We start from the raw sequence: 25,405 nt of genomic DNA, 5'->3' as shown, positions 1-25,405 counted from the left end.
TAAGTCATGCCCCGGTCACCGGCTACCCACAGTTGATTCTCGCGAAACCGGACCGTCAGTCGGGGATGTCGAGTTCGGTGTGCCGGGATGCGAGGGTGCGGGCGAGTTCGGCGAGCTTGACGTTGAGGTCCTGGGAAGTGCGGCGAAGCAGGTCGAAGGCCTCGTCGGCGGTCAGGCCGCGTCGTTGCATGAGGATCCCCTTCGCCTGCCCGATGACGTCGCGGGATTCGATGGCCTGCCGGAGGTGGCTCGCTTCCAGTTCCGCCCGGCTCACGGCCTGGGTGCTCGCCAGTGCGAGTGAGCAGTGGGTGGCCAGCAGCAGCGCGGTGTCCTGAGCGACGGCACCGAGCGCGTCGGGGCGGCGGCTGTAGATGTTCAGTGCCCCTGGCAGCTTCGGCGGAGTCGCGTCGGGCACCAGCACGGTGGACAGGATGGCAATGAAGCCGTGCTTCACGGTGGCACGGGAGAAGTCCGGCCACCGTTGCTCGGTCGTCAGATCGTCACTGCGGACGTGACCGGGGCTCCCGTCTGCGGCAGTATCGACGCAGGGGCCGGTCCCGGCGCGGTACTGCACCTCATCGAGTTCCAAAGCCACCTCACCGGTCGAGACGGGGGTGTAGAAAGTCCCGTCTGGCGCGCGGAGGGTGACCGAAACCAGATCCGCGCCCGGTACCACCCGGTACGCGGCAGCGATCACCTGCTCGAGGACTTGAGCGGGCGTCGAGGCGGCCAGCAGCAGGCGGGTGAGTTCCACGAACTGCTTGGACAGCGGCCCTGCGGACCCGTTCGTGCCGGAGATGAAGTCGGCCTTCTCACGCTGCCAAAGTCGTTCGTCTGCCATCAGTGACCATTCAGTAGGTTTCCGTGTTCACCGGATACCCAGTGACCCGGCGATTCTCACATGGTCCGAGGCGCGGCGTCGCTTTCCCCGGCGGTGACCTCCTCGACGAAGCGGGCGGCGACGTCGTGGAGTTTCGTGTTGCTGTGCTGCGATTCGGTGACCAGCCGCTCGAAGGCGGCGTCGGCGGAGATCCGGTGGACGGCCATGAGGATGCCCTTCGCCTGTTCGATCACGCCTCGCGTTCGCATGGCTTCCTTGAGTTGCACGGTGAGGGAGCGGGCGTCGCGATAGCGCCGATCGCTATGCAGCCCGAAGGTGACGACCGAGGTGTACAGGTTCAGGAGGTGCGCGTCACTGTCGCGGAATCCGTGGTCGCCGAAACCGAAGAGGTTCAGCGCGCCACTGAGCCGGTCGTCGACGTGCAAAGGCGCGGCGAGATAGCTGCCCACCCCCAGCGCCCGTGCCGATTCGGTGAAGTCCGGCCACATCCGCTGGGCGGGGCCGACCGACAGGCGGACGATCTTCCCGCTGCGTGCCGCCTGCAGGCAGGGGCCGTCACCCGTGCTGTACTGGATCCGGTCGATCCGGACGGCGCGGTCGTCGGTGCTCGCGGCGGTCTCCGCCGTTCCGGAATCGATGGCGGTGATACTGGCCATGTCCGCGCCCGGCACGACGCGCACCGCTTCCGCGCAGATGGTCGCCAGGATCTCCCCGTCGTGGGAATCGGCTTCGAACGTGCGCGCCAGTTCCGTCACGGCGGAGGCCAGCTCGTCCAGCTGCCCGTTCATCGGGGACTCTTCGGTCATCGTGGTCCGCTCCGTTCCCTGCACCGGTTGAGCGGGGCCGGCCACCGACGGTCGTCCCGCGACGAACCGCTCGGGCTCAACGGATCGCGTCGAGCTTAGCCGCTGGAGGGCGACGACAGAACCGGCCTTCCTTCCGGACCGGCCCGAGAGTCCGAAGTGGACGGTCCGTCAGGGGTCGAGCCGCTTGCGAAGGAGGCAGAACACGTTTCCTTCGGGGTCGGCGAGCACGTGCCACGACTCCGTCCCGGTCTGGCCGACATCGGCGGGCCGCGCGCCGGCGGCGAGCAAACGCTGCAGCTCCGCGTCCTGATCGCGGTCGGTGGGGTTCACGTCGAGGTGCAGGGGCAGTTTGCCGGGCTTCGGGTCGTCGCTGCGGCTCAGGATCAGGGTGGGCCGCGGACCGCCGAACCCGGTTCCGGGTGGGCCGATCTCGATGTCGTCGTCCTCTTTGCCGAGCTCGACGTACCCGAGCACCTCGCACCAGAACGCCGCCATCCGGACCGGATCGGCACAGTCGAGTACGAGTTCGGTGATACGGCAGGCCATGCGGCGAGGATAACCGGTACTCCCGAGCCCGGGAGGAGTGAACCGGCCAGACGTGGGTATACCCCCGGCGAAGAGCGATCCCGAACCGAGGAGACGGCCGTGACAGGCGACGTCGTGGATTTGATCATGCAGGACCACCGGGAAGTGGAGCGGCTGTTCGATGAACTCGAGAAGCATCCGGAGAAACGGCGACTGCTCGTGCCGGTGCTCTCGTCGCTGCTCACCGCGCACAGCCGGGCCGAGGAGGCCGAGGTGTACCCGGCCGCGAAGAGCGAGGCGGCCGAGGCCGAGGACGTCGCGCACGGTCAGAAGGAGCACGCCGAAGCCGAGCTGCTGCTCGCGAAGCTGAACGCCGCCGACCCCGCCTCGAAGAAGTTCGACAAGGTGCTTTCCGACCTGGTCGAGGCCGTCACCCATCACGTGAAGGAAGAAGAGTCCACGATCCTGCCGAAAATGCGGCGGGAGCTCGACGATCCCCGGCGCCGCGAGCTGGGTGACGCGTTCGTGGCCAGCCGGACCTCCCACCTCGGTGACCGGCCCGGCGAAGCCACCAGGGAGGAACTGTTGACTCAGGCCCGCAACGCGGGTGTGGAGGGTACGTCGAAGATGGACAAGGAGGAGATCACTAAGCAGGTTCTCAAGTCGTGAGCGATCGACTTCGCCGCCCGGCGGTTGCGGTCCGGCCTGTGGACTCTTACCTTCGTGAAATGGCGTTCAACACCGAGCTCGGGCAACCTGCTCCACTTGCCGTGACCGAGGCGGAGCGTTCGCACGATGCCGTCACCATCGGAGTAGCGGGCGATATCGACATTTCGACCAGTCCTCGGCTCCTGGCGGAGACCCGCGCTCTGCTGGCGGGCGGGGCCCGCGTCGCGGTGATCGACATGACCGGAGTCGGCTTTTGCGATTCCTCGGGGTTGTCCGTGTTGATCCAGCTGAACCGCCACTGCGCGGAGTCGGGCATCGAGCTGAGCATCGCCCCCTCGAAGGTCGTGCACCGGGCCATCGAACTCACCGGTCTGCTGTCGACGCTGAAGATGGCCGAGTAGCTCCCGTCGATGTTTGCCGGACCGGAACTCCGGGTACTAGCGAGCATGACGACGGGAGCAGAGTCATGCCGGTGGTGAGCACTTCATCCCTGGTCGACGACCAGGGCGTTGTGCCGTCCCCGCGGGCTGGAAGGACACGGCGGAGTGACGACTATTCGCATTGCCGCCCCCTCTTCGACGAGCTGGTGGCGTTGCCCGCCGATCACCCGGATCGGCGACACCTGCGCGAACGACTGATTCTCGAACTCCTGCCGATCGCCGAACACATCGCCGTGCGGTTCAGCGGACGAGGTCAGCCGCGGGAAGATCTGATCCAGGTGGCCCGGATCGGGCTGATGAAGGCCGTGGACCGGTTCGACCCAGGCCAGGGTGTGGATTTCGTGGCTTACGCGGTGCCGACGGTGATGGGCGAAGTACGCCGCTTCTTTCGCGACACCGGCTGGGCGGTGCACGTCCCGCGTGGGATGCAGGAGCTGCGTGCCCGGCTTTCGCGGGGGACCACGGAACTCACGCAGGTCCTCGGCCGGGCCCCGACCCCCAGTGAACTCGCCGATCACCTGGACATGGACGTCGACACCGTCCGGGAGGGCCTGCTCGCCGCGAACAGCTACCAGACCTCGTCCCTCGACCGGCCGGTCAACGACGGCGAGGGCTCGGCTCCCTTGGCGGACGTGGTGGGGGAGCTGGATGCCCGGTTCGAGCTCATCGAGGACCGCCACACCGTGGTCCCGCTGCTGAACCGGCTGCCGGAACGGGAGCGGGCGATCGTCACGATGCGGTTCTTCGACGGTCTGACCCAGTCGCAGATCGCCGAGCGTGTCGGCCTTTCCCAGATGCACGTGTCGCGGTTGCTCACGAAGATCCTGCACGACCTGCGTGGGCGGCTCGCCGACCCACGGTGATTTTGGACCAAGTACAGGAAGGCCCCCTTCCTTGCGTCTAGCGCGAGGAAGGGGGCCTTCCTGTACTTACTGGCAGGCTTCGCAGTCGGGGTCGTCGATGCGGCAAGCGGCTCCGTCGGTGAGCGGGAAGTCGAAGTCGTCGAGCGCGGGGACGGCCAGAGCGGTCTCTTCCGGCGTGGCGGTAGCGGACATGTCACTCCCTTGGGTGAGTACGGGTCTCACCTCTCTGTAGCGTTGAAGATCGACGGTCATTCCGTGACGCCCGCCACACGGTCCGGTGACAGTCGGCCGCGAGGTCCGTATCCAGGAACGGCGCCGCGTACGGCACCTTCGCCACGAGCAGGTCGTGGGCGTGCTGGACGCGTCTCGGCGCGGACCATCGCCTGGAGGACGGGTCGGCGGGTGAACCGGTGGAGACGATGACCGAGCCCACCGGGTCACGCCGGAGCGCGGCCAGGGACCAGCCCCGTTCTTCCAGCACGAGAACGACTGGTGCGCCGCCAGTGTGGTCCGTGCGAGGGCGGAGGCATCGGTCGTGGACATGGCGGCAACCAGAGCCCGCCGATCCCTGCCGGACCACTTCGACAATCCGGCTACTTGGTGGCGAAACGACCTTCCCGGTCCGTCCGCCAATGCCGATCTCGCGTGCTCAGAAGCGGAACAGGGCTTCCGCCTCGTCCACGGCCTTGGCGAGGACGCCGGGATCCGCGCGCAGGCCGACGACGATCGTGTCGATCTCGCGCAAGCCCGCTCGCCGCAACAGCCGCTTCTCGTTGGTGACCCATTCGCCGCGGGCCGCCAGCACCGCGTGCGCGGTCTCCATGGCGGCGACGGCCAGCGCGCCCGCGACCTCCGTGGTCTGCCCTCGGGGGACGAATGCGCCCCGGGTGTACCGCAGTGTCAGTTCCGCGCGGCCCCGCCACATCGCCGGAGCCGTCTCTCGCAACGCTTCCGGATAGTCCGGCCGAGGCAGATCACCCCGGAGTACCCGGTTGACGGCGAGTTCGGCGACCACCAGATAGCTCGGGATCCCGGCGAGATGGAACATCAACGGCTCCCAGTGGAACCGGCCCTGCCGCGCTTCGGCGAGGTGGTGTTCGACGGAGTCGAGGTCGCGGTAGTGGACGTCGGCCTGCCTGCCGTCGATCGTGAGCCAGGCGCCGCCGTTGAACACCCCGCCGCCCCAGGCGCCGATCTCGGAGACCTCGCCCTCCCAGCCGGCGTCCCGCAGGTCCGCCGGGTCGAAGCCGCCGCGGTAGTAAACGGCGAAATCCCAGTCGCTGCCGGAATCGTGCGTGTTCTGGGCGCGGGATCCGCCGAGGGTGACGGCGTGTACGGCTGGCAGCGCGGCAAGGGTGCCGGCCACGTGCGCAAGGAAGGTCTCGTCGTTCATGACACAGTCGATCTTACGGGCGTGCGTCAAGGGTTTTTGAGCGCGCGAGACCCTGGCCACGGCCTTACGCTCGATCCATGACCACGATCCCCCAGCGACGTCGTACGTCACTGGCCTTGGTGCCGTTCCTGGCCGCCGTGGCGTTGGCCGCGGTCGTCGGCGGGCTGGCCGCCGCGAACGCTCGCTCCGTCTACAGTGGACTTGACTTGCCGCCGTTCGCGCCGCCCGCCTGGCTGTTCGGTCCGGTGTGGACGGTCCTGTACCTCGGGATCGCGGTTTCCGGCTGGCTGTACTGGAAATCCGGCGGCGAGCGTCGCGGGCTGGTCTGGTACGCGGTGCAACTGGTCCTGAACGCCGCGTGGACTCCGCTGTTCTTCGCCGGCGGTGCCTACGCGCTCGCGTTGGCCGACATCGTCCTGCTCGACGTCGCCATCGTCGTCACCGCGTTCCACTTCCGCCGGTCTTCCCGGGTTTCGGCCGCGTTGCTGGTGCCGTACCTCGTCTGGACGTTGTACGCGACGGCGCTCAACCTCGCGATCGTCGTGCTCAACTGACCCCGATCGGCAGCGTGGCGGCCACCCCTTTGGCGTGCCTGCCGTCGAGACGTTCCAAGGTGAGCCCGCCCCGGCGCGCGGCGAGTTCCAGATCCCGTACCGCGTGCTCCGTCGCCTGAGCGCCCGCGGCGGCGACCCGGATCGCGGCGCTGACCCGCGGTTCGGTCTCGGCGGCGGTGCGGCGCGCGGTCACGGCGAGTGTCACCGCGGCCCGAGGCGCGGCGTCGAGCAGACGGCGCGAAAGCTGGGCCGCGAGCACCGGGGACAGCGCGGCCCAGCCGTCGAGGTGGAAGGTCGCCTGGCAGATCGGGCCGCTGTGCCAGAACCGCCATTCCTCCCGGATGCGGGCCCGGCCAGCCGTGACGTGCGCCAGTGACGCGAGCGCGCCGAGGACCTCGTTCTCGGCGAGCGCCCGCACCGGAAGCCCGTCGCGACGGAGTTGGCGCCGCACACGCCGGACCGTGTTCCCGAGCGCCTGCCGCACATCGGCGTCGCGGTGGACGTCGACCGTGCGCAGGGCCTGCAGTGCGACCCAGCCACGCGGTGGCCGCGAACGGTCCGCGCCGACGTGGTGGATGACCTGCGCGGCGACGTCCAAGGCCTGTTCCCGCGACGGCGGCAGCAACGTCAGCGGCGACGGCATCGGCTGCTCCCGCGCGGCCGATTTCGGTTGCAGGACAGCGGTGATCCCGTCGGCGCGGCTGACCATGAACACCGATTCGCCGCCGATCTCGCCGGTGGTCCCCGCCGCTTCGGGCGACAGCAGGCGCAGCAGCGCCCGGCCGGCCTCACCCGCGTTCCGGAGGTCCCGGTCGCGGTCGCGCGTCAGGTATCCCGACGCCGAACCGAGCCATTCGTAGAGCCAGCGTCCCCGGATCCGCACGGCGGCCAGCGCCACGACCAGCACGGCCGCGGTGACCACGACGGCCGCCAAGGGCCAAGGCCGTCCCGCCACCAGCACGAGCGAGACAAGGACGAGTTGCCAGCAGACGATCTGCAGCACCCCGATCCCGCCGAACCGGCCAGGACGCCGTCCTGAAGCGGGCACCGGTGGATGCGACGGCGGCGCACTGGGCACGGGGGTGGGAGCGGGCACCTGCGCGGACCATCGCGGCAGTTGCTCCGCCTGGCGAGCGGCGGTCAGTGCGGCCAGCGCGGCCTCGCGTGCGGCGGCTCGCGCGGCGGGCGCGGCGTAGGCGAGCGGGTCGGGCAGGGCACCGGCTCGCGGTACGGCCGGTGCCGCCTGGGGAAGCGGCGGGGGCGGCGCGGGGAACCGTCCGCCCGTCCTGGCCGCGCCGGGATCGGTCATCGTCGTGCCTCCTCAACCGGGTGTGCGCCCCAGCGTGCCCCGCGAACATGAGGTTTCGATGACAGGGGCCGTCAGGCCCTGGACGGGCTGTTTCATCGAAATTTCATGGTCGCTCTCTAGTTTGATCGCGTGAACACCGACGAGCGGGGCGCGAAGCGATTCAGCGTGGTGGCCAGGACCAGGATGGCCGTGGCGCTGGTGGTCTCCGGCTGCCTCGCGCTGGTCGGCCTGGCCGTGACCGGGCAGGCGTCGACCCCGGAAGGGCTGGAGTTCGTCCAGGTCGGCCACTGGGTCTACAACGACGCCGCCCAGGCCGCGTTCCACGTCGACGGCTCGACGAACCGCGTCGACGCGCGCGCGAACGTGCCCAGCGCCGGACGCGGCAGCCAGGTCGTGCAGGGGGACGATTCGGGCTACGTGGTCGAGCGGAACCGCATCACGGAGTTCGACAAGTCGACCTTGAGCGTGGAGGAGTCCACCCCGCCGCCCGCGCCGGAGGCCCCGTTCGTGATGGAGATCGCGGGCGGGCCGTACCTGGTCTATCGCAACGCCGGTCAGCTCGTGCGCCTCGGTGATCCGGCCGCGACCGTGCCCGCAGGGGGACCACTGTCCCGGCCGGTCGCGACCCTCGACGGCACGGTGTGGGTGCACCGCGTCGACAACGGCGCGATCTGCGAGCTGCCCAAGGGCGCCGCCGTCCTGACCTGCACCGCGCACCTCCCGCCGACGCACGGGGGAGGGCTCACGCTGGTCGGTGACCGGCCGGTAGTGCTCGACACCACCGGCGACAGCCTCCACCGGGCCGGCATGGACGGGCTCGGTGAAGGCCTCCCGCTCGGCATCAAGCTCTCGCCGTCGGCCCAGGTGGCCAACAGCGCCGTCGGTGACCGGCTGGCCATCGCCGACCCGGAGCGCAACCAGCTCCACCTGATCGACATCAGCGGGCTTGACCAGGACCGCCCGTCCGCGAAGCCGATTTCGGTCGAGCTGACCAAGGGCAGCCGGTTCAACGGCCCGGTCTCCTCGTCGAACGTCGTCGCCATGGTCGACGAAACCCGCGGGGAAGTGCTGACCTACGATCTCGCGGGCACACTCAAGTCCACCGCGAAGGTGCCTGGTGAGGGGACTCCGCCGAGGCTGGCCAAGGGCGAGGACAACCGAATCTACGTCGACAGTGCCGACGGTTCGCATGTGCTGGTCGTCAACGGCGAGAACGGCGCGGTGCTCGACGTCGACGTCGACAAGGCGGCCAACAGCCAGACCGCGAGCGAGCCGTCGTCCGCCCCGGAACCGCCGCCCGGCGAGGAACCCCCGCCCCAGCAGCGGCAACAGCAGCAACAGCAGCAGGCGCCCCCGAGCACCCGCAAGCCCGTTCCGCCGCCGGTGGCGAGGGCGACTCCGCCCGGCGCGCCGAGGAACGTGGGCGCGACCTCGGGGGACGGCTCGATCAAGGTCTCGTGGAGCCCGGCCGCCGACAACGGCGCGCGGGTCACCGGCTACCGGCTGACCTGGCCCGGCGGTTCGACGCGGGTGGGCGGATCGGCACGAGGGACCACCGTTTCCGGGCTGAAGAACGGAACCGCGTACGTGATCACCGTGGTCGCGGAGAACTCGGCGGGTGTCGGGGCGGGCGCCAGTGCCAAGGCGGTCGTCCCGGGACCGACGTCACGACCCGCCGCGGCCCCGGTCGTCACCGCGAAAGCCGGTGCCGACGGGAAGGTGTCGGTGAGCTGGACCCAGCCCGACCTCCGTGGCGGCACGCTGGTGCACTACCTGGTGAGCGCGACGGGCCAGGGCGAGCGCAAGCTTTCGGCCACGTCCACGGAATTCACCGGGGTCACCGGCACCGCCACCATCACGGTCCGCGCGGTCACGAAGTTCGGTTCGGGATCCGCGCTCACCGGGGCCGCCGGCAGCAGGAAGGTCACCGTGCCGGTGGCTTCGGGGCCGCCGACGATCACGATCACCCAGGTACGGGGCAAGAACGGTTCGCTGCTCGTTTCGGTGGTCGCGGACGGCAAGGGCGCGCCGGCGACCTGCCAGGCGGAGTTCTTCGGCAAGACCAACCCGGTGGCCTGTTCCGGGGCGACGACCCTGGTCATTCCGGAGGTCGCCTGGGTCGGCGCCATCACGATCACCGCGTACATCAAGACCTCCGCGGGTACCGCCACGGACACCTGGCGGGGTGTGCCGTCGTGACCGGCCGACGAAAGGACGAGGAAGTTCTGTGACGCTCACACCCAGGGTCGCCTACGAGCAGATCGCCGAGAACGTGCAATCGGTGGTGCGCGGCAAACCGGAGGTCGTCCGGCTCACCGTGGCGGCGCTGTTCGCCGAAGGGCATCTGCTGATGGAGGACGTGCCCGGCGTGGGGAAGACGACGATCGCGCGCTGCCTCGCCGCCAGTATCGGCGGCAAGTGGAGCCGGATCCAATTCACCCCCGACCTGCTGCCCGGCGACATCACCGGCGTGATGGTCTACCACCAGAACGCCGAGCGTTTCCAGTTCCACCCCGGCGGGATCTTCGCGAACGTCGTGCTGGCGGACGAAATCAACCGGGGGACGCCGAAGACGCAGGCCGCGCTGCTGGAGGTGATGGCCGAGCGCCGGGTGACCGTCGATTCGGTCGGCCAGGCGGTGCCGAGGCCGTTCCTCGTGGTCGCCACGCAGAACCCGATCGAGCTGGAGGGCACCTACCGGCTGCCCGAAGCGCAGCTGGACCGGTTCCTCATGCGTATTTCGGTCGGCTACCCGGATCTCGAGTCCGAGATGCGGGTGGTGATGGGGGACTGCGCGGGCGTGACCCCGGACGAACTGAAGCCGGTGCTGGGCATCGCCGATGTCCAGCAGGTGATCACCGAGGTCCGGAAGTCCCATCTGGCACCGGAGATCGTCAACTACGCGGTCCGGCTGGCCGCGGCGAGCCGGTCGCATCCGGACGTCCGCTACGGCGCGAGCCCGCGCGGCAGCATCGCGCTGATCCGGGCGGCACAGGGGCTCGCCGCCACCTTCGGCCGTGACTTCGTGACGCCGGACGACGTCAAGGACGTCGCGCATCCGGTGCTGGACCACCGTCTCGTGCTCACGCCCGACGCCGAACTCAACCAGCGGCGGACCGCCGACATCGTCGACGAACTCCTGGGCGCGACGGCCGCGCCCATGGCCGCGATGGGGAGGTAGGCGTGCGGCTCACCCGCCGCGGCGTCATCGTGCTCGCCTTCGCCGCCGGGTTCTACGCCCTCGGCGAGCTGGCCGGGTACACGTTCTTCCGTGCCTTCGCGGGGATCGCGGCGGGCGCGGTGCTGATCGCCTTGGCCACCACCAGGTTCCGGCCGAAGGTGGAGATCGGCCGGACCGTCCAGCCGGACCGGGTCGAGTGCGGGAAACCCGCGTTGGCCTCGCTCGTGGTGCGCAACACCGGTTCGCGCCGTCACGGCGGTTTCGCCGCGGGAGACGGGATCGGGACCGAAACGCATCACCTGCGCGTGCGCCCGCTCGCCCCCGGAGCGGAGGCGACGTACCACTACGAACTGCCGACGACGACCCGCGGGAAGCTGCGGGTCGGGCCGCTCGTGGTGCACCGGCCGGATCTGTTCGACCTCGCCCGCGGCGACCTGACCGTCGGGGGCACCGCGTGGTTGTGGGTGCATCCGCGACGGCACGCGGTGCGCGCGGCGCAGGCGGGCCATCCACGGCACCACCACGAAGGCCCGATCACCGACCCGCCACTGCGCGGGTCGGCGGATCTGCGCGCGGTGCGGGAGTACGTGATCGGCGACGAGGTCCGGCATCTGCACTGGAAGGCGAGCGCCAGGACCGGACGGCTCATGGTGCGCGAGTACGCCGATCCGGCCCAGCCGCGGTTCACCGCCGTACTCGACACGCGGCGCGCGTCGATGAACCCGGCCGTCTTCGAGGAGGCCGTCGAGGTGGCGGCCTCGCTGTTCTACGCGTCGGCGTCGGCGGGGCAGCACTGCCGCCTGATCACCGCTACCGGCGCGGACACCCTGACCGACAGCGGGGTACGCGCGGCGAGGACGTTGCTGGACGAACTCGCGCTCGTCACGCAGGACGCGGCGGACGACGCACCGCTGCTGCCCTCGGCGCTGGCCGCCGCGTCGCGTCCCGGTGGCGTGCTCGTCGTGATCACCGGGCCGGACGCCGATCTCGGCCACGCCGCGCGCTGGCAACCCGACACCGTGTTCCGGCTCGGTGACCTCAGGCCGTCGGCCGGGGCGAACGGCCTGATCATCGCGGTCGACGCGACCGGTGCCGTGGCACGATGGAATTCCTTGGCGGGGAAGGCATGAGCGCGAGATTCGACCGGATCGCGGTCGCCGCGCTGCTCGGCGCGTCCGGGGTCGCCGGACTGCTGTTCACGCCGGTGTTCGGCTGGAAACCGCTGCTCGTTCCGGTGCTCGTGGTCGTCCTCGTCGGCTACGGCTGCGTCGAGCTGACCGCGAAGTTCCCCAAGCTGACTCCCTTCAGGCCGTTGCTCGTGGCGCTGGCCTGCCTGCTCGGGTTGATCGAGACGGTGCTGACCTCGACCACGCTCGCCGCTCTCCCCACCGGGGCGTCGTTGCGGGGGGTGGCACGCGGCCTCACCGAGGGCTGGCGGCTCACCCTGCAGTCCACCTGGCCAGCGCGGCCGGTCCCCGAACAGTTGCTGTTCGTCCCGCTGTCGGTGCTGCTCGCCGTCGTGGTCGGACTGGAACTGGTGCTGCGCCTGAAGAAACCGCTGGTGGCGCTCGTGCCGAGCCTGGCCGTCGCCGGACTCGCGCAGGCGTATCAGGCGCTGACGGGCATCGGCGCGGTGGCGGCGGCACTGGCGTACGCACTGCCTGCCGGACTCCTGCTCTGGACCGGACGTCGCACCCGATCGGTGAGCCGGGTGCCCGGCGGGCCGCGGTTCTCGTGGCGGGTGACGGGATCGGCGGTGTGGCCGGCACTGTCCACCGTGGTCGCGCTGCTCGCCGGGTCGGTCGCGCTCGCCGGGCTCGACCCGGTCGGCCGCGATCCGCTGACACTCAAGGACACCCAGGCCGCGCCGCCGCCGAAGGGCAGGCTCGGCAATCCGCTGGACGAGATCGCGCAGCGGCTGACACAGCCGGACGAAGAGGTCTTCCGCTACCGGAGTGACACACCGGTCGACCAGTGGCGTTTGATCGTGCTGAACGGTTTCGACGGCGCGAACTGGCTGGCCGATTCCCGGCTCCGGCGGCTCGGCGCGGGTCTCGACGGCGCGCCGGACGGTGCGGGTGGCAGCGCCGAGCTGCGGGTGCGCGGACTCGCGGGACCGTGGCTGCCGAGTCATCCGGGTCTCACCGGTGTGGACGGGTTGACACCGCTGGTGGACGAGACCGCGGGCACCCTGCTGATGGAATCGCCTTCGGCGGGGCCGGCGCGGGAGTACCGGCTCACCTGGTCCTCACCCGACGTCGACCTCGGTACCGGTGAGGTGGACGCGAGGGCGCCGGGCGGTCTCAGCGGTCTCGGCGCGGTGCCGCCCGAGATCGAGCGGATGGCCAAGGACGCCGTGCGGGGTCTGCGCCCGACGTTCCAGTCCGCGTTGCAGCTGGAACGTTTCCTCAGCACGAACTATCAGGTCGCGGTTGGCAAGGAGGACCTGCCGACCGGGCACGGCTGGCCGCAGCTTCGGCACTTCCTGGTGGAGAGCAAGCGGGGGTCCAGTGAGCAGTTCGCCGCCGCGTACGTGGTCTTGGCGCGGATGAGCGGTATTCCGGCCAGGCTGGTCGTCGGCTTCCGCGGTTCGGCCGAGACCGACGGCGGGATGAACGTCGTCCGCAACCGCGATGTCCTGGCGTGGCCCGAAGTCGCGGTCGCCGGGGCGGGATGGGTGGCGCTCGACCCGACCGCCACGGCGGGCAAGGCGAAGCAGGGGCAAGGCGGTCCCGGCAAGGCTGTCGCGCGGGCGAGGGCCCAGCTGCCCGCCGAGCAGGAGCTGCGGCCGCCGCAGCTTCCACCGGGCACGCCACCGGACGCCGCCGAGGGCCAGAGCGCCGACGCCGGTGCGACCTGGTGGTGGCTCGCGCTCGCCACCTTGATCGTCCTTTTTGGACTCCTCTGGCTCTTCGGGGTCCCGCTGGCGAAGGTCGTCCGAGCTCGACGGCGGCGTCGCCGGTCGGGTGCCGAAGGCGTGCTCGGTGCCTGGGACGAGATCCGTGATCGGTTGCGCGCGCACGGTGTGCCGTTCCGGATCGGGATGACCCCGCGCGATCTCGCGGAGTCGGCGGGTTCGCTTGCCGGGGAAGAGATCAGGGAGCCGGTCGCGCGGCTGGCCAAGGTGCTGGACGTGACGCTGTGGTCCGGTGTCCCGGTGGGCGACGGCGCCGTCCGGCGGGCCTGGCAGGAAGTGGGCGAGGTGCGCAAAGGCCTCGCCGCCAGACCGTTCGCGGCTCGGGTGCTGGCGGCACTCGAGCCGCGGACCCTGATCCCGATCAAGTCTCGCGAAGGGGGCTGAAGGGGACTTCCCCGCAGGGCAGGCTCTGGTCCGTGAAGGCCTCCTTGCCTACCCTGAAGGCAGGGTCGCAGAGCTGGTCAAACGGATCGTGAGTGGCGATTCGGTTTCTGCCCGACCCGTTTTGCCTACTGGCTGAAAACGGTGTCATCCTCCCCACTCGACCGAGTTGACCTTGATCGACGGAGGATCGGGGACGTCGAGTGTCCCCCATCCTCCGTCAATCAAGACCCGAGGCCCCGCGCCCGTCGGGCTGATTCACGTGGGCAAGCAACTACCGATCCGCCCCCACCCGACTTACCCACCCCCGACCAAACGTGACTCAGACGTCAAGCGCGGCCGCCCCCCCGGTGTCACGAAAGCCACTCTCGCGACACCAGAGGTCCCGAAAGTGGCTTTCGCGACACCGAAACGGCAATTGCGCGACTTTGCCGGAGCCCTGCCCTGAAAGTAGGGAAGGAGGCCTTCACGCCTTCTTGTACCTGAGAAGGCGTCAAACACTAGCCATCGGACAATTCAACCGAACATCGGACGCGCCGCCTTTGCCCCTCAAGCGAATTCCTCGCCGCTACCCGCCTGGATAGTTGACGGGGTCGGATCCGGATTGCCGAGCCCCGCGTGACATGCGGGGAAAGTCCCCTTCAGCTCAGGGGTTGCAGCGGGCGCCGCGGATCGGGATCGGGTCGGTGGTGTAGACGTGACGGCCGTCGGTCGCCCTCAGCTGGAAGCAGTACCGGCGTGCCGGGTCGACCGGGACGTCCAGGCTGCGCCGGCGGTGGGCGACGAGCTGTTTCGTCTCGAGCCGCTCGCCCGCCATGACCACGACGAAGTCCAGTTCGCCCTCCGCGGTCCAGGTCAGCTGCACGTGGTCGCTCTGATCCCGCGGCGGCGCGAGGGCCAGCTTGACGTCCGGTGCCGGCACGGAAGCCGGTGACGGCGGCGGGATCGCGGCCGCCATCGGGACGGCCTGCCCGCCGATCTCCGCCGGACCGAGGAACAGCGGCACCACGGCCAGCCCGGCGACGAGCACTCCCGCGCCCGCCAACGAGAGGGGCCGCCAGTGCACCCCGCGCCCGGACTTGAGGGGACCGCTGAACTCGCGGATCAGGGTGCGCCCGCCCGACGGCGGCGCCTGCACCACCTGGACCGGTGCCAGGAGCGCCGGTACCGGCGTGGCGGGCCGGTGGACTTCGGCGAAGTCGTCGAACTCGACGTCGACGTCCTCTTCTTCGCCTGACACGTCAGAGGATTCCCCGGTGACGACCTCGCCGCCGGGACGGCGCAGCTTCGTGAACAGCCGCGCCAGTGACGCGACGTCCTGCGGCCGGTCGGCCGGCTCCTTGGCCAGCAACCGGAGGATCGTGCCGGAGAGTTCCCTCGGGACGCCCGCGTCCTGGATCGGCGCCACCGGTTCCCGCAGCACCTGCAGGATCCGCTCGCCGGGCTGCTGCCCGGTGTGCCGGGGGAAGGGCGGTGCGCCGGTCAACGCGGTGTAGAGCACCGCGCCGAGTCCATAAAGGTCGGACGCGGGGGAAAGCGTGTCGTCGCGCAGGGTTTCCGGAGCGGTGTACTCGACCGCGTACATCGGGTCGCGCGGGAATCGCCGCCGCAGAGCCACGCCGAAGTCGGCGAGCACGAACTCGCCGGACGCGCGGTACAGCACGTTGTGCGGGCTCACCCCGCCGTGCAGGACGTCCGCTCCGTGCGCCGCGGCGAGCGCCGACGCGACCGCGGCGCCGAGGGCGAGCACGTCGGAAACCCCCAGCCGGATACCGGAATCCAGGAGTCCGGCGAGCGAACCCTGGCACAGTTCACGGCGGAGACCGGAGCGGCCGTCGGGATACGCCGTGACGTCGTCGATCTGCAGGACCGACCGCGTCGACCGCACGCCTGCCAGCGCTTTGCGTTCGCGCTCGAGCCAGGCCGAGGTCTCGCGGTCGAAGGAGCCGGGGAACATTTTGACCGCGAAGTCGTTGCCCGTAGCGGGATCCCGGCCCGCGTACACGGTGGCGATGGGGCCCTGGGCGAGCAGCCTCGGTCTGCCGACGCCTGCCTCGATGCTCATGCGTCCATTGTCGCGCAAGAAGGCTGGATCCGGCGTACTTTCCCGGCGGCAGGTTCCTGCCGTGGCGGCCCGGCGGCCCGGTCGCTGGCCGACCCTTTTCCCATGCAGACTGCCGGCCTGGTCAGGGTCACCATCACCACTCCGCACCGGCGCATCGACATGGCGCTGCCGGAACACGCCTCCGTCGCCGAAATCCTCCCCGGCCTGCTCGCGCGGGCGGGTGAGGGGATGGCCGACGACGGGGTCGCAGGCGGCGGCTGGCAGTTGCGCCGCGCCGACGGGACGGCCTTCGATCTGGACCGGACGCTGGGCGCGCACCGGGTCCGTGACGGGGAGATCCTCCATCTCACGCCGCGCCGCGCCGAATGGCCCGAACCCGAGTACGACGACCTCGTGGACGCGATCGCCACCGGTTCCGGCCGCACCGGCAAGGCCTGGGGACCGCGGCACACGCGGCAGGCCGGGCTGGCGGCCGGTGCGGTGGCGCTGTCGTTCGGTCTGGTCGCGGTGCTGCGCGCCGGTCCGCCGTGGACGACCCCCGCGTTCTGGGCACTGGCTGTTTCCGCGCTGTTGCTGGCCGCGGGCGTACTGCTCGCGCGGGCGCTCCGCGACGCCGGGGCCGGTGCGGTTCTCGCCGCTGTCGCGCTTCCGTTCGCCTTCACCGGCGGCGGTCTGCTGCTGGCTGGTGACGATCCGATCGGCGCGCTGTCCGCCGGTCACCTGCTGGTGGCGAGCGCGGCCCTGCTGCTCGCGGCCGTCGTCGGCCGGCTCGGGGTGGCCGCCGCGCCCGAACTGTTCGCGGGCGCGGCCACCATCGGCCTGCTCGGAGTGCTCGGTGGCTGGCTGGCCACCTTCGACGACTTGGCGGGTTACCGGTCGGCGGCCGTGATCGGCGGTGGCGTGCTCGCGCTCTCGACCACGTTCGCGCCGCTGGCGTTGCGGCTCGGCCGGGTGCCGATGCCGGTGCTGCCGCGCTCGACCGCGGACCTCGTCCGCGACGATCCCCAGCCACCGCTCGCCCTCGTGCACGCCGCCGTGGCCAGAGCGGACGCGCTGCTCACCGGGATGCTGGGCGGCGCGGCGATCGTCGTCATGTACTGCCAGCTGCTGCTGATCCGCAGCGACAGTGAAGCGGCGGTCATCCTCGTCGCCCTGCTCGCGGCCGGTTTCCTGGTGCGGGCGAGGTTGTATCCGATCCTGCGGCAGCGGCTGCCGGTACTGGTGACCGGGATCTTCGGCGCCGGCTGCCTGCTCGCGGGGCCACTCATGGCCGATCGCTCGATGCTGCTCGTCCTGGCCGGACCGTTGTCCCTGGCGGTGGCCGCGAGCGTGGTCGCCTCCGGCGTCGTGCTGAGCACTCGCGCCGCCAATCCGTATCTCGGCAGGATCGCCGAGTACTTCGAGATCCTGGTGATGATCGCCGTCGTCCCGGTGGCGTGCTCGGTGCTCGGCCTGTACGGCTACGTGCGCGGACTGGGGGGCTGAAACCATGGCGTCCAAACGAGATCAGCTGCAGGCGTACCAATTCCTGGTGCAGCGCGCGATTTCCGCGCTGGTGACCAGGGAAACCGATCCGGAGCAGCCGCCGTTCCGCCGTCCCTCCGGTGCCGCTTTCGCCAGTGTCGCGCTGGCGATCGTGGCGCTGGCCTGTGTCGGGGTGTACGGGATGATCGTGCCCGGCGGGAACAACGCCTGGCGCAAGGATGCCGCGGTCATCCTGGAAAAGGAGACCGGCACCAGGTACGTCTTCCTGGACGGCAGGCTGCACCCCGTCGCCAACTACACGTCGGCGCTGCTGTTGCTCGGCGATCACCGTGCCACGGAACGGGTTTCCCGCGACTCGCTCGCCGGAGTCCCGCGTGGGCCGAGGATCGGCATCGCCGACGCGCCGGACGCCCTGCCCGACAAGAAAAAGCTGCTGACCGGCTCGTGGTCGCTGTGCTCGGCGCCCGCCAGCGATCTCGCGGGCGGCCGGATCGAGGAGTCGGTGCTGCTGGCGGGAGCTTCGCCGTCCGGCGGTGCGGAACTGGGCGAGGGGGCCTTGCTGGTGGAATCGACGTCGACCGGCGACCGGTTCCTGGTGTGGCGCGGCCACCGGCACAAGATCGATGACTACGGAGCCGTCGGAACCGGGCTCGCGCTCACCGCCGAGCCGTGGGCGAGGGTCGGCCGGGCGTGGCTCGACGTGCTCCCGGAAGGCGCGCCGATCGGCCCGCTGCCGGTGGCGGCGGCGGGGGAGGTGTCCACCGCGGTGCCGGGCCGGACCGACATCCGGAACGGGATGCTGCTGATGGTGCAGACCTCCGGCGGCGGCAGGCAGCACTACCTCGCCGAACGGGACGCCCTGCGGCCGATCACCGAACTGCAGTACGACGTCCAGCGCGCGAGCGCCCAGATGCTCGCCGCCTATCCCGGCGCCGAACCCAAAACCTTGCCGCTGCCGCCGTCACTGGCGACCATGTCCCGGCAACTGGACCCGATCAGGGCCGAAGCGGGCGCGGCGCCGGCCACGCGTCCGGCCATCGCGCGCCTGCGCGACCAGGACGCCACCGTCTGCGCCACTTTCGGCGATGGCGCCGCGGCCCCTTCACTGGCCGTCGATCCCGCCCTGCCGCCCGCCGATCCGATGTCCACCACGGCTCGCCGGACCGCCGCCGGGACCCCGCTCGCGGACCGCGTCCACGTGCCGCCGGGCAGCGCGATCGTCGTCGAGGCGATGCCGTCGGCGCAGGCCCCGGCCGGGACGCTGACCGTGGTGACCGACATGGGGCGGCGGTATCCGCTGGCTTCGCCGGATGTCCTCAAGATGCTCGGGTACCCGTCGGCGCGTCCGGTGCGGATGCCCGCCGGGCTGGTGGCGCGGCTGCCTGAAGGACCGAGCCTGGATCCGGCGGCGGCCCGGCGCCAGACACTGGGTGGCTGAGGGGACACGCGGTCCGGGCCGCCGGGTGCGGACTTCCCGCACCCCGGCGGCCATCACGCCGATCCGGCGGCCAACCCGGACGGCGGTCACGAGCCGCTGACGGGCAGCCTCAGCTCGAAGATCGCGCCGCCCTCATCCGCGTTGTACACCGCGAGCGTGCCGCCGTGCGCCTGCGCGACCCACCGCACGATGGACAGCCCGAGCCCGGACGACCCGCCGGTGCTGGCGAACCGGTCGAACGCGTCGCCCGCCATCGTGGTGTCGATACCCGGGCCGTGGTCCGCGACGGTCACGGTGCCGCCGGCGACGGTCAGGTGCACGAACGCCTTCGCCGCGCCCGGTTGGCGCCCGTAACGCACGGCGTTGTCGAGAAGGTTGCCGATCGCCCGTTGCAGCAGCGCGGGATCGGCGTCGACCTTCGTGGGCGCGGCGGTGACGGTGACTTCGGCGCCGTCGGTCGCGGTGTCCTCGACGATGCCCACCACGAGCTGGTCGAGCCAGATCGGCTGGATACTCAGCTGTTCCACACCGGCGGCGAGCCGGGCGCGGACGAGCAGGTCGTCGATGATCCCGCCCATTCTCGCGGCGAGGCGGACGGTCCGCGGCAGGAGTTCCGCGGACTGGGCGGGGTTGGCCATCGCGGTTTCGGCGAGCGCGCGCAGGGCGGCGACCGGGGTGCGGAGGTCGTGCGCGGTCTCGGCCAGCAGGACTTCCTGCTGCTGCAGGGCCGCGGCCGCGGGCCGGATCGAGCGGCCGGACAGCAGGTGGCCCGCGAAACCCAGTACCGCGATCAGGAGCACGGTGCCGCCGATCACCAGCAGCGTGAACTGGGTGTGCGCGGCGTCGTCGGCCTCGGTGGACTTCACCGCGACGACGGCCGCGAACGCCTTGCCGTCGGAGTCGCGCAACGGTTCGGCGCGGACCTTGACCACTTCGCCGCCGGTTCCCTTTTGGTAGCCCTGCACCAGCTTGCCGGTCCGTACCGCTTCGGTGGCGAGCCCGTTCAGCAACTGCGTGCTCATCGGGACGCAGGAGGCCCGCGAAAGGTGCGCCTGGAACGAGGGCGCGCCACCGGGCAGGATCGCGAACTGCGGGCAGCGGTCGTTCAGCACGTCGGTGTTGACGAAGCCGAAGTCGATGGTGCCGTCGAAGGCGACCAGCCTGCTGACCGACGACGTGACCTGGGTCAGTTCGGCGTCGATCCGTTGCTCCCCCTGGTCACCGTCCTCGTTGATGAGCAGCCACGCGAAGACGACCAGCCCGAGCGTGTTCATCACGACGAACAACGCGGTCAGCGTCCAGCGCAACCTGCGCAGCCGATCGGCTGAGGAATGGGTGTTCATCGGACGCCCAGCCGGTAGCCGAGGCCGCGGACGGCGTGGATCAGTTCGGGCTCCTTCAACTTGCGGCGCAACCGCTTCACCACCACATCGACCACATTGGACATCGGATCGGCCTGCTCGTCCCAGCAGTGCTCGATCAGATCCGCCCGCCGCACCGGCAGCCCCGCCCTGGTCAGCAGGTATTCGAGCACGGCGTACTCCTTGTTGGTCAAGGTGAGCAGCACACCGGCCCGGCGCACCTCGCGCCGTGCGCAGTCCATCACCAGGTCTTCGTGGTGCAGTACCGATGGCCGGTCGAACGCGGACCGGCGGCACAGGTTGCTCACCCGCTCGGTCAGCTCGGCCATCACGAACGGCTTCACGAGGTAGTCGTCGCCGCCGTGCTCGAACCCGGCCACCCGGTCGGCGAGCGCGTCGCGGGCGGTGAGGAACAGCACCGGTGCCCGCCAGCCCAGCTGCCGTCGCATGTGGACGTAGGAGATGGCGTCGCCGTCGGGCAGCATCCGGTCCAGCACCACGCAGTCGTGGTGCGTTCCGCGCAGCAGCCGGTCCGCTGTCGCGATGTCGCCGGCTTCGTCGACGACGAAGCCGGCCGCACGCAGCTGCGTGACCAGCGCGAGCCGCAGATTCTCGTCGTCTTCGACGACCATCACCCGTGTCATCAAAACCTCATGTTCGGACAGCGAAAGTAGACGCATGCAGTTCCACCGGCCCGCCGCGACGGCCGTGGTGCCCCTGAACGCTAACGCGTCGGGCGTCCCGGTCCGCCCGGACGGCGGTAACTGGCATGAACAGGACGTCGTCGGCACCGCGCCGGGGAAGAGGGAGGTACCTGCGATGACCGTGCAGACCGGCCAGCTCAGCCTGGTGATGGGAACGGGCCCGGCTCGTGACCGGGCGGGGCTGGGCGAACTGCTCGCGGAAGCGACCGGGGAGGTGCTCGTGATGAGCACGGGAACGGACTCCGCCTTCCAGCGGATCGCGCTCGCGAACGTGCGCCCCGGCGTGCGCTGCAAGGTGCTCTTTCCCGACTCCGCGCGGATGTCCGGCGCGCTCAACCGGATGTCGCGTGCCGGTGCCGAGGTGCGGACCGACGCCGAGGTCCCGATGGACGCGCTGGTGATCGACCGGACCTCGGTCGTCCTGCCCGCGGAGGGCAGGACGACCGGTTCCGCGGTGTTCCGGCTGCCCGGCGTCGTCACCGCGACGGTCGGCCTGTTCGAGCGGATCTGGCAGGCCGCCGCCCCGCTCGTCCCGCTGGACCTCCCGGAACAGGAGGACGCCTCGATGCTGACGTGCCGCGAGCGCGAACTGCTGACGCTGCTCGTGTCCGGGACGACGGACGAATCCGCCGCCGCCCGGTTGGGGATCTCGGTGCGCACGGTGCGCCGGATGGTCGCCGACATCATGAACAGGCTCGGTGCCCGCAGCCGGTTTCAGGCCGGGGCCAAGGCCGCCGATCGCGGCTGGCTGATGGCCAAGGCGGGCTGATGACCACTTCGATCCCCGGCCGCGCCCTCCTCGTCGCCCGGCGGCCCGGCGCCTACCCGACCATCGGCGAGGCCCTGCTGGAAGCGACCGACGGCGCCGTCATCACCATCGCGGCCGGTGACTACGCGGAGACGGTCGAACTGACCGGGCTGCGGGTGACCCTGGCCGCGGCGAAGGACGCGGGCGTGATCATCGACGGCCGCGGCGCCGATCGCCCGGTGCTCCGCGCGACCGGGGGAGCACTCGTCCTGAACGGGATCGAGCTGCTGGCCGACACGTCGTCCGCCGTGGTGACCGACGACACCGAACTGACGATGGACCGCTGCACCGTCTCCGGTGGTCGCGGGCCGGCGATCGCGCTCCGCGGTTCGGCACCGTTCGCCCTGACAGGCTGCGTGATCTCGGCGGCGGAACAGGGGATCGTCGTCGACGGCGCGCCGGGCCGGATCGAGGACACGACCGTCGAAGACGTGGCGGGTGACGGGATCACCATCGGGTTCGGCGCCGATCCGGTCATCCGCGACTGCACCGTGACCGGCTGCGGGCTGCGGGGGTTTTACGTCTATCAGTACGCCAGGCCCGTCATCGAGCGCTGCGTGGTCTCGCACACCGGCCACGAGGGCATCGCGGTGGCGCACCACAGCACACCGGAGCTCAAGCGGTGCACGGTCACCGACGTGCGGGGTTCCGGGATCGTGTTCGGGTCCGGCTGCGGGGGCTCGGTCACCGCGTGCCGGGTCGTGAACACCGCCGAACCGGGGATCGCGATCGCCGAGAGCGCGACGGCGATCGTCACCGCGGCGGATCCGGCGGCCCCCGGTTCCTCCGGGGACATCGAACTCGACGAGATGCTGGCCGAACTCGACGCCATGATCGGCCTGCCCGAGGTGAAGGCGGAGGTGCGCGCGCTCGTCGACGAGTTGCAGGTCAACGAATGGCGGCGCCGGGCGGGGCTGCCGATCGGCGCCGCCGCCCACCACCTGATCTTCGCGGGCGCGCCCGGCACCGGGAAGACCACGGTCGCGCGGATCTACGGCAAACTGCTGAAGGCACTGGGGATTCTGCCGCGAGGTCAGTTCCGCGAGGTCTCCCGCCGGGATCTCGTCGGGCAGTACATCGGCCATACGGCGGAAAAGACCGCGACGGTGTTCGAGGAAGCCAAGGGCGGCGTCCTTTTCATCGACGAGGCGTACACACTCTCGCGGCTCGCCGGGTCCGGCGGAGACTTCGGCCAGGAGGCGATCGACACCCTGGTCCCCTTGATGGAGGAGCATCGCGACGAGGTGGCGGTGATCGTGGCCGGGTACACCGGCGAGATGGTCGACTTCCTGGCCGCCAACCCGGGCCTCGCGTCCCGTTTCGGCAAAACGATCGAGTTCGAGAACTACAGCCCCGACGAGCTGCTGTCCATTTTCGGCCGGATGGCCGCCGCAGGGGACTACGAACTCGACCAGAGCGCTGACCTCGTTCTTCTCGAATACTTCCGAAGGGTCTCCGGCGGCGTCAACTTCGGCAACGCGCGCGACGCGCGACGGCTGTTCGAGGGCGCGCGCAAGGCGCAGTCGCAACGGTTGCGGCTGCTCGGCCGGATGCCGAGCGTCGGGGAACTGCGCGGGTTGCACGTGGCCGACTTGGTGGTCGCCGCGGAGCGCTAACGTGAAGGCGTGCGGGTGCTGGTGACCGAAGACGACGAGAACCTACGGGTAGCGCTGGAATTCGCCCTGCGCGGTGGCGGGTTCGCGGTGGACACCGCCGCCGACCTGCCTGCCGCGGACGAGGCGCTGATGGTGAACGCCTACGACTGCGCGGTGTTCGACCGGATGCTGCCCTCGGGTGACGCGCTGGCGTACGTGCGCGGCCGGCGCGGCGTGGGGTGGCCGATGCCCGTGCTGTTCCTCACCGCGCGCGACAGTGTCGCCGACCGGATCGACGGGCTGCGCGTCGGCGGCGGTGACTACCTGGTCAAACCGTTCGCGATGCCCGAACTCGTGGCGAGGGTGCGGAGTCTGTGCCGCCGCGACATGGCGGGGCAAGCGGTAGTGCTGCGCTGTGCGGACGTCGAACTCGACACCGGAAGGCACCAGATCTCGCGGGCGGGTGTGCTCCTCACCGTGACCCGCAAGGAGTATCTCGTCATGGAACGGCTGATGGCCGCGGCTGGGCGGCCGGTCTCCCGCCCGGAGCTGATCCGGTACGCGTGGGACGAGATGGCGGATCCGGCGTCGAACGTGCTCGACGTCGTGATCGCGCGGCTGCGGCGGAAGCTCAAGGACCCGCCGCTGATCCATACGGTGCGCGGGTCGGGGTACCGGATGGCGCCTTACTGACGGCAGGTTCCGGCCAGTGGCGGGAACAGCCATCGGACCGGACGTCTAATGACCTTCGTGACCTTCGACATCATCGGTCTGTGCGCGGAATCGCCGGACCAGGGCGTGGCGGTCGGCGCGGTCCTGCCGCTGTGCGGCGGGCTGACCGCGTCCACCGTGGACGGCCGCCCGTTGGTGCAGCTGTTCCATCCCGGCGGCCGTCTGTTGCTGAGCATCGAGGAGACCCGGTTGATCGGGGTTCCCGGCGAGGTGCACCGGTTGCTCGGCATCGGCGGCGAAGCCGAAGTGCCCGATCCGGTGTGGTGGGTGGAGTGCCGGGCCCCCGAAGACGATCCGGAGGCGGAGACCGTCGCCAGGGCGTTCACCGACGCCCTCGTGGCCGTCACCGGAGGGTTGTCGTGGTCGAGCAGGTGACCGGGCATCCCGCCGCGGACTGGGCCACCTCGGACGCGCTGGTCGTCGAGCAGTCCCGGGGCGTGGTCCCCGCTTCCTCCTGGCTGATCGACGCGGCTCGTTCCGCCTCTCGGAGCGCGAGGGTGCTTCAACTGCTCACCCCCGAGCACAGCGGGCTCACCTATCCGATGGAACTGCTGCTCCGTGACGCCGGGGCCGAATGGATCGTGCAGGAGGACGACGAGCGCTTTCGCCGCGGGTTCGACGGCGTTCCTTCGCGATGGAACGGAACGCGGTTCGTCCGCGACCCTGATCGGCCGTCCCCGCCCCCGGCGGAATCCGCGATCACCTCCGGTGACCTCGAAGTGCGGATCACCACCGTGCATCCGGCCGCGGAACCGGTCCGTTTCGGCGCCGGCGCCGAAGCCGCGCTACGGGCGCTCACCGGTCGCGAGCCCACCGGCTGGGGAAACGCCGAACCCGTCACCCGGCCATGGTCGGCGGACGAGCTCACCTGGCACTGCCGGAACCGGGCGCCGGGGCGCACCCAGGTCATCGTGGCCGGGCACGGAGTGGTGGGGCAGGTGCACGTGTCGCCCGCGGACGCCGGGACGATCGAGGAGACCAAGCTCAGCGGCCCCGCCGTCGGGACACTGCGCCCGGAACAAGCCGATGCCCTCGCCGAACGGCTCGCCGCCTCCGCGCGGATGATGCTCGTCGCCGTCCATCCAGGCAGGCGGGGAGGTGTCCGATCCAGCGAACCCAGCCGTCCCGCCCTGCCCTACGGACTCCTTGTCGGACAAGAGATGGTCGCCGCGCGCGGGACGGTTCACGCCGGACAGGCACCGGCCGCCCGAGTGGTGGGCTTCGGTTCGGGCGACCGGAGCGCCGTCTGGTGCGTTTTGAACGGTGGACGCCGTCCCCCGTACGAGCAACTCTCCGACGTGCTTCGGCACTTCGCCTTGCCGGACACGCTTTGAGCCC

Annotated in this window: 24 protein-coding genes; 15 read left to right on the top strand and 9 right to left on the bottom strand. The window is 70.6% G+C overall.

Features of this window, described 5'->3' with window-relative positions; all coding sequences use genetic code 11:
- Window positions 1–55: 55 nt before the first annotated feature.
- The 3 genes from ACM6LR_RS30265 to ACM6LR_RS30255 all read right to left on the bottom strand — a co-directional run bounded on the left by ACM6LR_RS30265 (window position 56) and on the right by ACM6LR_RS30255 (window position 2,193).
- Window positions 56–841: an ANTAR domain-containing protein gene (locus ACM6LR_RS30265; RefSeq protein ID WP_414941368.1), complete on the bottom strand. Its 786-nt coding sequence runs from the start codon at window positions 839–841 to the stop codon at window positions 56–58.
- A gap of 56 nt (window positions 842–897) precedes the next feature.
- Entirely contained in the window at window positions 898–1,647 is a 750-nt protein-coding gene (locus ACM6LR_RS30260; protein WP_414941367.1) for an ANTAR domain-containing protein, read from the bottom strand.
- A gap of 168 nt (window positions 1,648–1,815) precedes the next feature.
- The gene (locus ACM6LR_RS30255) at window positions 1,816–2,193 is read right to left on the bottom strand and encodes a VOC family protein (RefSeq protein ID WP_414941365.1); all 378 of its coding nucleotides are present in this window, start codon (window positions 2,191–2,193) and stop codon (window positions 1,816–1,818) included.
- A 99-nt stretch (window positions 2,194–2,292) separates the two neighbouring features.
- Here ACM6LR_RS30255 and ACM6LR_RS30250 point away from each other — a divergent pair, with 99 nt between their 5' ends.
- From ACM6LR_RS30250 to ACM6LR_RS30240, 3 genes are all read left to right on the top strand, one after another.
- Complete coding sequence (locus ACM6LR_RS30250) at window positions 2,293–2,841, top strand: hemerythrin domain-containing protein (RefSeq protein WP_414941364.1); 549 nt, start codon at window positions 2,293–2,295, stop codon at window positions 2,839–2,841.
- A gap of 59 nt (window positions 2,842–2,900) precedes the next feature.
- Window positions 2,901–3,242 (top strand): STAS domain-containing protein, encoded by a 342-nt coding sequence (locus ACM6LR_RS30245; protein ID WP_414941363.1) that lies wholly within the window; start codon window positions 2,901–2,903, stop codon window positions 3,240–3,242.
- A 110-nt stretch (window positions 3,243–3,352) separates the two neighbouring features.
- Entirely contained in the window at window positions 3,353–4,144 is a 792-nt protein-coding gene (locus ACM6LR_RS30240; RefSeq protein ID WP_414945063.1) for a SigB/SigF/SigG family RNA polymerase sigma factor, read from the top strand.
- 66 nt (window positions 4,145–4,210) lie between these two features.
- Here ACM6LR_RS30240 and ACM6LR_RS30235 read toward each other — a convergent pair whose 3' ends face one another.
- Both ACM6LR_RS30235 and ACM6LR_RS30230 read right to left on the bottom strand, forming a co-directional pair.
- Window positions 4,211–4,336 carry a hypothetical protein gene (locus ACM6LR_RS30235; RefSeq protein ID WP_007031507.1) on the bottom strand — a complete coding sequence of 42 codons (126 nt, stop codon included), beginning with the start codon at window positions 4,334–4,336 and terminating at the stop codon, window positions 4,211–4,213.
- A gap of 457 nt (window positions 4,337–4,793) precedes the next feature.
- Complete coding sequence (locus ACM6LR_RS30230) at window positions 4,794–5,537, bottom strand: nucleotidyltransferase domain-containing protein (RefSeq protein WP_414945022.1); 744 nt, start codon at window positions 5,535–5,537, stop codon at window positions 4,794–4,796.
- A gap of 77 nt (window positions 5,538–5,614) precedes the next feature.
- Here ACM6LR_RS30230 and ACM6LR_RS30225 point away from each other — a divergent pair, with 77 nt between their 5' ends.
- Complete coding sequence (locus ACM6LR_RS30225; protein ID WP_414941361.1) at window positions 5,615–6,091, top strand: TspO/MBR family protein; 477 nt, start codon at window positions 5,615–5,617, stop codon at window positions 6,089–6,091.
- Here the strand turns inward: ACM6LR_RS30225 and ACM6LR_RS30220 are convergent.
- On the bottom strand, window positions 6,084–7,400 hold the full coding sequence (locus ACM6LR_RS30220; RefSeq protein WP_414945021.1) for a type VII secretion protein EccE: 1,317 nt from the start codon (window positions 7,398–7,400) through the stop codon (window positions 6,084–6,086). The two genes, ACM6LR_RS30225 and ACM6LR_RS30220, sit on opposite strands and share 8 nt — an antisense overlap.
- A 129-nt stretch (window positions 7,401–7,529) precedes the next feature.
- On the opposite strand from ACM6LR_RS30220, the gene ACM6LR_RS30215 reads away from it, so the two are divergent.
- The 4 genes from ACM6LR_RS30215 to ACM6LR_RS30200 are packed head-to-tail and all read left to right on the top strand — an operon-like array spanning window position 7,530 to window position 13,882.
- Window positions 7,530–9,599 (top strand): fibronectin type III domain-containing protein, encoded by a 2,070-nt coding sequence (locus ACM6LR_RS30215; protein ID WP_414945020.1) that lies wholly within the window; start codon window positions 7,530–7,532, stop codon window positions 9,597–9,599.
- Window positions 9,600–9,627: 28 nt separating this feature from the next.
- Entirely contained in the window at window positions 9,628–10,581 is a 954-nt protein-coding gene (locus ACM6LR_RS30210; RefSeq protein WP_414941357.1) for an AAA family ATPase, read from the top strand.
- A 2-nt stretch (window positions 10,582–10,583) separates the two neighbouring features.
- Window positions 10,584–11,711, top strand: a complete 1,128-nt coding sequence (locus ACM6LR_RS30205) for a DUF58 domain-containing protein (RefSeq protein ID WP_414945019.1) — start codon at window positions 10,584–10,586, stop codon at window positions 11,709–11,711.
- A complete protein-coding gene (locus ACM6LR_RS30200; RefSeq protein ID WP_414941355.1) occupies window positions 11,708–13,882 on the top strand; it encodes a transglutaminase TgpA family protein in 2,175 nt (724 codons plus the stop codon). Before ACM6LR_RS30205 ends, ACM6LR_RS30200 begins: the two co-directional genes overlap by 4 nt.
- A 643-nt stretch (window positions 13,883–14,525) precedes the next feature.
- On the opposite strand, the gene ACM6LR_RS30195 is transcribed toward ACM6LR_RS30200, so the two are convergent.
- Window positions 14,526–15,944 carry a serine/threonine protein kinase gene (locus tag ACM6LR_RS30195; protein WP_414942041.1) on the bottom strand — a complete coding sequence of 473 codons (1,419 nt, stop codon included), beginning with the start codon at window positions 15,942–15,944 and terminating at the stop codon, window positions 14,526–14,528.
- A gap of 102 nt (window positions 15,945–16,046) precedes the next feature.
- Here ACM6LR_RS30195 and eccD point away from each other — a divergent pair, with 102 nt between their 5' ends.
- Window positions 16,047–17,429, top strand: a complete 1,383-nt coding sequence (eccD, locus tag ACM6LR_RS30190; RefSeq protein WP_414942042.1) for a type VII secretion integral membrane protein EccD — start codon at window positions 16,047–16,049, stop codon at window positions 17,427–17,429.
- A 4-nt stretch (window positions 17,430–17,433) separates the two neighbouring features.
- On the top strand, window positions 17,434–18,867 hold the full coding sequence (eccB, locus tag ACM6LR_RS30185) for a type VII secretion protein EccB (RefSeq protein ID WP_414942043.1): 1,434 nt from the start codon (window positions 17,434–17,436) through the stop codon (window positions 18,865–18,867).
- 86 nt (window positions 18,868–18,953) lie between these two features.
- Here eccB and ACM6LR_RS30180 read toward each other — a convergent pair whose 3' ends face one another.
- Together ACM6LR_RS30180 and ACM6LR_RS30175 are read right to left on the bottom strand one after the other, a co-directional pair.
- On the bottom strand, window positions 18,954–20,210 hold the full coding sequence (locus ACM6LR_RS30180) for a sensor histidine kinase (RefSeq protein ID WP_414945018.1): 1,257 nt from the start codon (window positions 20,208–20,210) through the stop codon (window positions 18,954–18,956).
- Entirely contained in the window at window positions 20,207–20,872 is a 666-nt protein-coding gene (locus ACM6LR_RS30175) for a response regulator transcription factor (protein WP_414942046.1), read from the bottom strand. Before ACM6LR_RS30175 ends, ACM6LR_RS30180 begins: the two co-directional genes overlap by 4 nt.
- 34 nt (window positions 20,873–20,906) lie before the next feature.
- Between ACM6LR_RS30175 and ACM6LR_RS30170 the strand changes: the two genes are divergently transcribed.
- From ACM6LR_RS30170 to ACM6LR_RS30150, 5 genes are read left to right on the top strand one after another with little or no spacing between them, the layout of a single operon-like run.
- Window positions 20,907–21,701: a LuxR C-terminal-related transcriptional regulator gene (locus ACM6LR_RS30170; RefSeq protein ID WP_414942047.1), complete on the top strand. Its 795-nt coding sequence runs from the start codon at window positions 20,907–20,909 to the stop codon at window positions 21,699–21,701.
- Window positions 21,701–23,356, top strand: a complete 1,656-nt coding sequence (locus tag ACM6LR_RS30165; protein ID WP_414942049.1) for a right-handed parallel beta-helix repeat-containing protein — start codon at window positions 21,701–21,703, stop codon at window positions 23,354–23,356. The genes ACM6LR_RS30170 and ACM6LR_RS30165 overlap by 1 nt, the downstream gene beginning before the upstream one ends.
- Before the next feature lie 9 nt (window positions 23,357–23,365).
- A complete protein-coding gene (locus tag ACM6LR_RS30160; RefSeq protein WP_414942051.1) occupies window positions 23,366–24,028 on the top strand; it encodes a winged helix-turn-helix domain-containing protein in 663 nt (220 codons plus the stop codon).
- A gap of 48 nt (window positions 24,029–24,076) precedes the next feature.
- The gene (locus tag ACM6LR_RS30155; protein WP_414942052.1) at window positions 24,077–24,442 is read left to right on the top strand and encodes a hypothetical protein; all 366 of its coding nucleotides are present in this window, start codon (window positions 24,077–24,079) and stop codon (window positions 24,440–24,442) included.
- Window positions 24,427–25,401, top strand: a complete 975-nt coding sequence (locus tag ACM6LR_RS30150; RefSeq protein ID WP_414945017.1) for a DUF6177 family protein — start codon at window positions 24,427–24,429, stop codon at window positions 25,399–25,401. Before ACM6LR_RS30155 ends, ACM6LR_RS30150 begins: the two co-directional genes overlap by 16 nt.
- The last annotated feature ends 4 nt before the right edge of the window (window positions 25,402–25,405 follow it).

This window comes from Amycolatopsis sp. cmx-11-32 (assembly GCF_047608695.1).
Lineage (GTDB): Bacteria > Actinomycetota > Actinomycetes > Mycobacteriales > Pseudonocardiaceae > Amycolatopsis.
This window is presented reverse-complemented; position numbering and strand designations above follow the sequence as displayed.

What these genes read in the sequence shown, in the direction of transcription:
- eccD (WP_414942042.1), top strand. Translation starts at nt 16,047, where the DNA reads ATGCAGACTGCCGGCCTGGTCAGGGTCACCATCACCACTCCGCACCGG.
- ACM6LR_RS30220 (WP_414945021.1), bottom strand. Translation starts at nt 7,400, where the DNA reads ATGACCGATCCCGGCGCGGCCAGGACGGGCGGACGGTTCCCCGCGCCG.
- ACM6LR_RS30170 (WP_414942047.1), top strand. Translation starts at nt 20,907, where the DNA reads ATGCAGTTCCACCGGCCCGCCGCGACGGCCGTGGTGCCCCTGAACGCT.
- ACM6LR_RS30180 (WP_414945018.1), bottom strand. Translation starts at nt 20,210, where the DNA reads ATGAACACCCATTCCTCAGCCGATCGGCTGCGCAGGTTGCGCTGGACG.
- ACM6LR_RS30200 (WP_414941355.1), top strand. Translation starts at nt 11,708, where the DNA reads ATGAGCGCGAGATTCGACCGGATCGCGGTCGCCGCGCTGCTCGGCGCG.
- ACM6LR_RS30245 (WP_414941363.1), top strand. Translation starts at nt 2,901, where the DNA reads ATGGCGTTCAACACCGAGCTCGGGCAACCTGCTCCACTTGCCGTGACC.
- ACM6LR_RS30235 (WP_007031507.1), bottom strand. Translation starts at nt 4,336, where the DNA reads ATGTCCGCTACCGCCACGCCGGAAGAGACCGCTCTGGCCGTCCCCGCG.
- eccB (WP_414942043.1), top strand. Translation starts at nt 17,434, where the DNA reads ATGGCGTCCAAACGAGATCAGCTGCAGGCGTACCAATTCCTGGTGCAG.
- ACM6LR_RS30255 (WP_414941365.1), bottom strand. Translation starts at nt 2,193, where the DNA reads ATGGCCTGCCGTATCACCGAACTCGTACTCGACTGTGCCGATCCGGTC.
- ACM6LR_RS30230 (WP_414945022.1), bottom strand. Translation starts at nt 5,537, where the DNA reads ATGAACGACGAGACCTTCCTTGCGCACGTGGCCGGCACCCTTGCCGCG.
- ACM6LR_RS30265 (WP_414941368.1), bottom strand. Translation starts at nt 841, where the DNA reads ATGGCAGACGAACGACTTTGGCAGCGTGAGAAGGCCGACTTCATCTCC.
- ACM6LR_RS30195 (WP_414942041.1), bottom strand. Translation starts at nt 15,944, where the DNA reads ATGAGCATCGAGGCAGGCGTCGGCAGACCGAGGCTGCTCGCCCAGGGC.
- ACM6LR_RS30175 (WP_414942046.1), bottom strand. Translation starts at nt 20,872, where the DNA reads ATGACACGGGTGATGGTCGTCGAAGACGACGAGAATCTGCGGCTCGCG.
- ACM6LR_RS30155 (WP_414942052.1), top strand. Translation starts at nt 24,077, where the DNA reads ATGACCTTCGTGACCTTCGACATCATCGGTCTGTGCGCGGAATCGCCG.
- ACM6LR_RS30260 (WP_414941367.1), bottom strand. Translation starts at nt 1,647, where the DNA reads ATGACCGAAGAGTCCCCGATGAACGGGCAGCTGGACGAGCTGGCCTCC.
- ACM6LR_RS30225 (WP_414941361.1), top strand. Translation starts at nt 5,615, where the DNA reads ATGACCACGATCCCCCAGCGACGTCGTACGTCACTGGCCTTGGTGCCG.
- ACM6LR_RS30165 (WP_414942049.1), top strand. Translation starts at nt 21,701, where the DNA reads ATGACCACTTCGATCCCCGGCCGCGCCCTCCTCGTCGCCCGGCGGCCC.